Source organism: Phycicoccus avicenniae, assembly GCF_018139485.1.
Classification (GTDB): Bacteria; Actinomycetota; Actinomycetes; order Actinomycetales; family Dermatophilaceae; genus Phycicoccus; species Phycicoccus avicenniae.
The window spans coordinates 25,235-32,228 of sequence record NZ_JAGSNF010000007.1; the positions used below are offsets into that span (position 1 = coordinate 25,235).

At 76.0% G+C, this 6,994-nt stretch carries 8 protein-coding genes; 2 read left to right on the forward strand and 6 right to left on the reverse strand.

The window, feature by feature from the left end; translation table 11 throughout:
* Positions 1-6 precede the first annotated feature (6 nt).
* Positions 7-1,140: an Mrp/NBP35 family ATP-binding protein gene (locus tag KC207_RS06585; protein WP_211602161.1), complete on the forward strand. Its 1,134-nt coding sequence runs from the start codon at positions 7-9 to the stop codon at positions 1,138-1,140.
* A gap of 37 nt (positions 1,141-1,177) precedes the next feature.
* Here KC207_RS06585 and KC207_RS06590 read toward each other — a convergent pair whose 3' ends face one another.
* From KC207_RS06590 to sigE, 4 genes are read right to left on the reverse strand one after another with little or no spacing between them, the layout of a single operon-like run.
* Positions 1,178-1,702 carry a Sec-independent protein translocase subunit TatB gene (locus KC207_RS06590; protein WP_211602164.1) on the reverse strand — a complete coding sequence of 175 codons (525 nt, stop codon included), beginning with the start codon at positions 1,700-1,702 and terminating at the stop codon, positions 1,178-1,180.
* 55 nt (positions 1,703-1,757) lie between these two features.
* Positions 1,758-3,083, reverse strand: coding sequence for a S1C family serine protease (locus KC207_RS06595; protein ID WP_211602165.1), 1,326 nt, complete (start codon positions 3,081-3,083; stop codon positions 1,758-1,760).
* Entirely contained in the window at positions 3,080-3,616 is a 537-nt protein-coding gene (locus KC207_RS06600; RefSeq protein WP_211602170.1) for an anti-sigma factor family protein, read from the reverse strand. Before KC207_RS06600 ends, KC207_RS06595 begins: the two co-directional genes overlap by 4 nt.
* The gene (sigE, locus tag KC207_RS06605) at positions 3,613-4,239 is read right to left on the reverse strand and encodes an RNA polymerase sigma factor SigE (RefSeq protein WP_211602178.1); all 627 of its coding nucleotides are present in this window, start codon (positions 4,237-4,239) and stop codon (positions 3,613-3,615) included. Before sigE ends, KC207_RS06600 begins: the two co-directional genes overlap by 4 nt.
* A gap of 148 nt (positions 4,240-4,387) precedes the next feature.
* On the opposite strand from sigE, the gene KC207_RS06610 reads away from it, so the two are divergent.
* Entirely contained in the window at positions 4,388-5,023 is a 636-nt protein-coding gene (locus KC207_RS06610) for an O-methyltransferase (RefSeq protein ID WP_211602172.1), read from the forward strand.
* Positions 5,024-5,026: 3 nt separating this feature from the next.
* On the opposite strand, the gene KC207_RS06615 is transcribed toward KC207_RS06610, so the two are convergent.
* Positions 5,027-5,383, reverse strand: coding sequence for a hypothetical protein (locus KC207_RS06615; protein ID WP_211602174.1), 357 nt, complete (start codon positions 5,381-5,383; stop codon positions 5,027-5,029).
* Positions 5,380-6,882, reverse strand: a complete 1,503-nt coding sequence (locus KC207_RS06620) for a leucyl aminopeptidase family protein (protein WP_211602176.1) — start codon at positions 6,880-6,882, stop codon at positions 5,380-5,382. Before KC207_RS06620 ends, KC207_RS06615 begins: the two co-directional genes overlap by 4 nt.
* Between the last annotated feature and the right edge of the window lie 112 nt (positions 6,883-6,994).

Here is a 6,994-nt window from a genome sequence, read left to right on the forward strand (position 1 = left end):
GGAGGCATGTCGCAGGTCAGCCCGGACGCCCTCCACGCCGCCCTCGAGACGGTCATCGACCCCGAGATCCGGCGGCCGATCACCGAGCTCGGGATGGTCGGCGACCTCACGAGCGACGACGACGGCCGGGTCGCCGTCACCGTCCTCCTCACCGTGGCCGGCTGCCCGATGAAGGAGACGCTCACGAAGGACACGACCCAGGCACTGAGCCGGGTCGAGGGGGTCACCGACGTCGCCGTCACCCTCGGGGTGATGACGGACGAGCAGCGCGCCGACCTCAAGACGCACCTGCGCGGCGGCCAGGCCGAGCGGGAGGTCCCGTTCGCCAAGCCGGGCTCGCTCACCCGGGTCTACGCCGTCGCCTCCGGGAAGGGCGGGGTCGGCAAGTCGTCGGTCACCGCGAACCTCGCGGCCGCGATGGCGCAGGACGGCCTGTCCGTCGGGGTCGTCGACGCCGACATCTACGGCTTCTCCATCCCCCGGATGCTCGGTGTCGAGCGCAAGCCGACCCAGGTCGACGACATGATCATGCCGCCGGTCGCGCACGACGTGAAGGTCATCTCGATCGGGATGTTCGTGCCGGGCAACCAGCCCGTCGTCTGGCGGGGTCCGATGCTCCACCGCGCCCTGCAGCAGTTCCTCGCCGACGTCTTCTGGGGTGACCTCGACGTCCTGCTCCTCGACCTGCCGCCCGGCACCGGCGACATCGCGATCTCGGTCTCCCAGCTCATCCCCGGCGCCGAGATCCTCGTCGTGACGACCCCCCAGCAGGCCGCCGCGGAGGTCGCCGAGCGGGCCGGCTCGATCGCCCTGCAGACCCACCAGCGGCTCGCCGGCGTCGTCGAGAACATGTCGTGGCTCGAGCTGCCGGACGGCTCCCGCGAGGAGATCTTCGGCGCCGGCGGTGGTCGCGAGGTCGCGGAGTCGCTGTCCCGCTCGATCGGCGCGGAGGTCCCCCTCCTCGGCCAGGTCCCGCTCGACACCCGGCTGCGGGTCGGCTCGGACCAGGGCACCCCGGTCGTCCTCGGCGAGCCGGACTCGCCGGCCGCCGTCGCGCTGCGTGGCGTCGCGTCGTCGCTCGCGACCCGCTCGCGCGGTCTGGCCGGGCGCTCGCTCGGCCTCTCCCCCGTCGGGCGCTGAGCGCGGCGCTTCCCCGGGCGGCTCCCGGGTCCGGTCCTCAGGTGGCCTCGACGTCGTAGGGCGTCGGCCTCGCCGGGTCGAAGTCCCGCGGCACCGCGGGGGTCCTCGGCCGCGGCCCGACCACGGGCTCGTCGACCTCGTCCGCGGTGGGCACGGCCGCGGTCGCGGCCGCCGCCGCGGCGGCGGCCCGGGCGCCGCCGGACCCGTTCGAGGCGTCGGTGGCCTTCGCGCCGTCCTTGTCCCCGCGGATCCGGGCCGCCGAGCGCACCGAGCCGATCTCGTCGCGCACGGGCGCGACGGCGTCGTCGATGGGGTCGAGCAGGGCCTCGCGGACGATCCGCCGCGGGTCGTACTGCCGGGGGTCGTACTGGCGCCAGTCGATGTCCTCGTACTCCGGGCCGAGCTGGTCGCGCAGCTGGTCCTTCGCCCCCTCGGCCATGACCCGGAGCTTGCGGATCCACTGGGCGAGCTTCGCGGCGTACTCGGGCAGCTTGTCCGGGCCGAGGACGAACACGGCGATGAGCACGAGGAGGACGAACTCCCATCCGCCGACGCCGAACATGGCGGCACGCTCCTTCCCTCGCCGGTGGGCCCTCGGCGGACCCGTGCCCTCGGGCTCAGTCCGAGCCCTGGAGGACCATCCTGACATCCTTCTCGCCGCCGTCACGACGGACGGTGAGGGTGACCGTGTCGCCGACGCGCCGGGACCGGATCTTCACGACGAGCTCGCCGCCCTCGGTGACCGGCTGGCCCTCGAAGGCGACGATCACGTCGCCGGCCCGCAGCCCGGCGGCCTCCGCCGGGCCGCCCGGGTTGACCGCCGGGGCGCCGTCGGGGCCCTCGTCCGCGACCCGGACGCCCTCGCCCTGGTACCCGCTGTCGAGGTACACCCCGATGACCGGGTGCTCGGCGGTGCCGGTCTCGATGAGCTGCTCGACCGTCGTCGCCACCTGGTCGCTGGGGATCGCGAACCCGACGCCGATGTTGCCGCTCTGGCCGCCGCCCAGGCCGCTGCCCGGCACCCGGGCGATCGCGGTGTTGACGCCGATGACCGCGCCGCCCATGTCGAGCAGCGGCCCGCCGGAGTTCCCCGGGTTGATCGCCGCGTCGGTCTGGATGGCGTTGATGAAGGACTGGTCGTCGGCGGCCCCCGGGGTGACCGGGCGGTCGAGGGCGCTGACGATGCCGGTCGTCACGGTGGAGTCCAGGCCGAGCGGGGCGCCGACCGCGATGACCTGGTCCCCGACGACGACCTGCGCCGAGCGCCCGATCGGCAGCGGGCTCAGCTCGGCGCCGGTCACCTCGACGACGGCGAGGTCGTAGGAGGCGTCCTGGCCGACGACCCGGCCGGTGACCTGCTCGCCGTTCGCGAGCACGACGACGATCTCGTCGTCCCCGGCGGACTCGACGACGTGGTTGTTCGTCACGACGTGGCCGGCGTCGTCGTAGACCCAGCCGGACCCGGTGGCGCCGCCACCGACCCGCAGGGTGACGACGCTGGGGAGCGCGGTGGCCGCGATGTTCGCGATCGACCCCTCGGGGCGGGTCGTCGACCCGGCCCCCGGCGTCGGGACGGGTGCGGTGCGGGAGGTCGACCCCGACGGCGACCCGTCGGTGAGGAACCCGCCGACCACCCCGCCGGTCGTCCCCGCGAGCAGGCCGACGGCGACGAGGCCTCCGACGAACGCGCCCCACCCGGGACCGCGGCGACGGGGCTCCTGCTGCGGCGGTCCGGGCGGCTGGGCCCCGCCACCGACGGCGCCGGGCTCGGACCACGGCCAGTCGTCGGCACCCTGCGGGGGTCGCGGCTGCTCGGACCAGGAGCCGCTGATCGGCTGGTAGGGCCGCGTCTCCGACGGGGTCGCCCACGTCGGTTCGCGGCGGGGCTCCTGCGCGGGTCCCCACGGATGCCAGTCGTCGGACCCCGGGTGGCGCTCGCTCATGGGGTCGATTCTGCCCCGCGCACGGTCCTCGTGGGCCGCGTGGGGTCGGACCGGCCGAAGTCGACGGTCGTGACCGCCGTCCCGACGGGCCGGGCCGTGGCCACGGCCGGGACGACGACCGGGGTCGTGACGCCGGGCCGCGCGGGCGCGGGCGCCCCGATGACGGTGAGGCTCCACGCGGCGGCCGCGGACAGCCCGGCGGCCGTCGCGGCGACGACCGTCGCGCGCAGCGGGCTGCGGTGGCAGGGCGGTGCCGAGGGCGCGAGCAGCGCGAGCGGCTCGGGGCACACGGGTACGGGCGGCGGTTCGAGGTCGCGGCCCAGCGCCAGGAGGGAGGTGCGCAGGTCACCCGGCATCGCCGGTCCCCCGCTCAGCGCCTCGCGCAGACGCCGCTCCTCACGGACCGCCCGGCAGCAGGTCTCGCACGTGACGAGGTGGAGGTCCCACGCGGCGCGGCGACGGTCGTCGAGCCGCCCCGCGACGTACTCGGAGAGCTCGTCGTCGAGGCACCGCACGGAGGGTCGCGCCGTCATACGGCTCCCGCGGCCGGGCGGCGCACGACGGGCCCACGCCGGGCCGGGACGGCGGCCTCGGGGCGGGGCTGCGGGGCCCGGTGCGACAGGGCGTCGCGCAGCTGGGCCCGGCCGCGGTGGATGCGCGAGCGCACCGTGCCGAGCTTGATGCCGAGGGTCGCGGCGACCTCCTCGTAGGACAGGCCCTCGATGTCGCAGAGGACGACGGCCGCGCGGAAGTCCGGGGACAGGGCGTCGAGCGCGCGCTGGACGTCGTCGTCGAGGTGGGTGTCGGCGTAGGTCTGCTCGGGGCCCTTGTCGCGGCTGGGCAGCCGAGCGGCCGACTCCTCGGACAGCGCGTCGAAGCGGATGCGCTGCTTGCGCCGCATCCTGTCGAGGAAGACGTTGGTGGTGATCCGGTGCAGCCAGCCCTCGAAGGTGCCGGGCCGGTAGGTGTGCAGCGAGCGGAAGACCCGGACGAAGACGTCCTGGGTGAGGTCCTCGGCGTCGTGGACGTTGCCGGTGAGCCGGTAGGCGAGGCGGTAGACGCGCGCCGAGTGCTGCTCGACGACCTCCTCCCAGGTGGGCGCCACCCAGGGCTGTCCGGGCGCCGCCCCGACCTCCCCGTCCTGCCTCGTCGTCATCTCGTCCCTCGCCACCGTGGTCATGTGTCCATCCCTACGCGCCGGAACCGGGAATTGTTCCCGGGCAACCTGGACGCCCGCTGGGAACCGTGGCGGCCCGGGACGTCGTGGCGCGCCGGGCCCCGTCCCGCGGCATAGGCTGGGCGGCATGAGCGGGATGAAGCCGGCCAGCTGGGCCTACGCCGAGGAGTTCGTCCCGGAGCCCGAGGTCGTCGAGGAGGCGCGGCGACGCGGTGTCGGGCTCGGTACCGCCACCCCGGTCGGTCCCGGCGCGGGCGCGGCCCTGCGGCTGCTCGCCGCGTCGGTCCGGGCGAAGCACGTCGTCGAGGTCGGCTCGGGTGCGGGGACGTCCGGCCTCTGGCTGCTCGCCGGGATGCCCGAGGACGGCGTCCTCACGACGATCGACGTCTCCGCCGAGCACCAGCGCGCCGCCCGCCAGGCCTACGCCGCCGCAGGCCATCCGCCGCAGCGGACGCGGGTCATCACCGGCGCCGCCGCCGACGTCCTGCCGCGGATGGCCGACGGCGCCTACGACATGGTGCTCGTCGACGCCGACAAGGAGTCCTACCCGACGTACGTCGAGCACGGTGTCCGGCTGCTGCGCTCCGGCGGCCTGCTCGCCGTCGACAACATGCTGTGGCACGACCGCGTGGCCGACCCCGCGCAGCGCGACCCGGTGACCTCTGCCCTGCGCGACCTCGGCAAGTCCCTGCGCGACCACGAGGACCTCGTCACCGCGTTGCTGCCGGTCGGCGACGGCCTGCTCGTCGCGGTCAAGCGCTGACCGTCAGCTGACGGCGGGACCGGCCCCGCGCCGGAAGCCCGCGGGCCCCTCGGCGATGGCGACGACCTCGTACTCCTCGATGGCCACGGGCGCGGAGCCGATGATCTCGCTGCCCGGCGAGGACGCGGCCCCGGGCTCGAAGGACTTCCGGAAGTCGGCGCGCTCTTGGTCGCTGTCGAAGACGTAGGTGCCCTCGAACCACTCGCCCTCGCGCATCCGCCACACCTTGAAGGCGAGCCCGTCGAGGAACATGAAGCGGGCGATCGAGGTGCCCACGACGTACTCGCGGAGCCGGTCGGGCGCGTCGTCCGGAGCCCCCTCGAGCGACCAGCGGACCGTCAACCCGTACCCGGCGTTCATCGAACCTCCTGGAGCCACCTCAGCAGCAGCCTCGTCCCGAACCCGGTGCCCCCCTTGGCGTGGAGCCCGGCGTCGACGTCCGAGCGTCCCGTGCCCGCGACGTCGAGGTGCGCCCAGCGACGCTCCCCGACGAACTCGCGCAGGAACAGCGCCGCGGTGACGGCGCCACCGCCGACCCCGGTGGCGATGTGGGTGAGGTCGGCGACGTCGGAGTCGAGGGCTCGACGGTAGGTGTCGGCGAGGGGCAGGCGCCACAGCGTCTCACCGGTCGACTCCCCGGCCGCGACGAGCGCGTCCGCGAGGGCGTCGTCGGTCGCGAAGACCGGGGCCATGACGCGGGCCAGCGCGATCCGGGCGGCTCCGGTGAGGGTGGCGACGTCGACGACGACGTCCGGGTCGACGTGGGCGTCCGCGTAGGCGAGGGCGTCGGCCATGACGATCCGCCCCTCGGCGTCGGTGTTGCCGATCTCGACCGTCGTGCCGCCGTACTGGGTGACGACGTCCCCGGGGCGGTAGGAGCCGCCGCCGACGGCGTTCTCGGCGAGCGCGAGCAGCCCGGTGACGTGGACCGGGACGTCGAGCTCGGCGCACGCCGCGAGGACGGCGAGGACGACGGCCGAGCCGCCCATGTCGGTCTTCATCGACACCATGCCGTCCGACGCCTTGACCTGCAGGCCGCCGGTGTCGAAGGTGATGCCCTTGCCGACGAGGACGACCCGCGGCGTCGTCGGGGTCGCGCCGGGCGGCCGGTGGTCGAGCCGGACGAGGCGCGGTGGCGTCGCGGAGCCCTGGCCGACGGCGAGGAGGCCGCCGAAGCCCTCCTTGCGCAGTGCTCGCTCGTCCTTGACCTCGACGCCCAGGCCGGTGCGCCGTGCCACGGTCCGGGCCCGTGCGGCGACCCAGGCGGGGTTCTTGACGTTCGACGGCGTGATCGCGAGACCGCGCGCGAGGAGCTGGGCGCGGGCGCCCACGACGGCGCGGCGGACCACCTCGGCGGCGTCCGGGTCCGCGGTGACGACGGCCGACGCGGCCGCCGGGAGCGGCCCCGCGGCGGCACCGTCGGCGGTCCAACGGGGTGAGCCGGTGCCGCCGAGGACGCAGCCCTCGACCCACGCGGCGACGCCGGCGCCGGCCGTGTCGCCGAGGGCGTGGACGGTGTCGGCACGGTCCCGGGTGGCGCGGCCGGCCGCGGCCCCGGCGGTCCGCAGGTCGTCGGCCGAGCCCTCGCCGGCACCGACGAGGAGCACCCGGCGCACCGGGCCCTGCCCCGGCGGGAGGGCGACGGTCGTCACCTCGCCGGCGCCGCGCGCCGGCTCGTGCGTCGCGAGGACGAGCGCCCCGTCGAGCCCGGCGGCGGCGAGGGCGTCGGCCCCACCGTCGGCCGCCGTGAGCGGGACGAGGAGGACGCGGTCGGCCGCGGGGGCCGCGAGCGCGTCGGCGAGGTCGGCGACGGTGCTCCAGCGGGAGACGGGCGGGTCGAGGATGACGTCGGAGGGCACGGGCCGACCCTAGCCGGACCGGGACGCGGGGGCGCCCCCCCCCCCGCGGGGGGGGGGGGGGGGGCGGGGGGGGGGGGGGGGGGGGTGGGCCGCGGGGGGGGGGGTGGGGGGC

What these genes read in the sequence shown, in the direction of transcription:
- KC207_RS06610 (WP_211602172.1), top strand. Translation starts at nt 4,388, where the DNA reads ATGAGCGGGATGAAGCCGGCCAGCTGGGCCTACGCCGAGGAGTTCGTC.
- KC207_RS06595 (WP_211602165.1), bottom strand. Translation starts at nt 3,083, where the DNA reads ATGAGCGAGCGCCACCCGGGGTCCGACGACTGGCATCCGTGGGGACCC.
- KC207_RS06590 (WP_211602164.1), bottom strand. Translation starts at nt 1,702, where the DNA reads ATGTTCGGCGTCGGCGGATGGGAGTTCGTCCTCCTCGTGCTCATCGCC.
- KC207_RS06585 (WP_211602161.1), top strand. Translation starts at nt 7, where the DNA reads ATGTCGCAGGTCAGCCCGGACGCCCTCCACGCCGCCCTCGAGACGGTC.
- sigE (WP_211602178.1), bottom strand. Translation starts at nt 4,239, where the DNA reads ATGACGACGAGGCAGGACGGGGAGGTCGGGGCGGCGCCCGGACAGCCC.
- KC207_RS06600 (WP_211602170.1), bottom strand. Translation starts at nt 3,616, where the DNA reads ATGACGGCGCGACCCTCCGTGCGGTGCCTCGACGACGAGCTCTCCGAG.
- KC207_RS06615 (WP_211602174.1), bottom strand. Translation starts at nt 5,383, where the DNA reads ATGAACGCCGGGTACGGGTTGACGGTCCGCTGGTCGCTCGAGGGGGCT.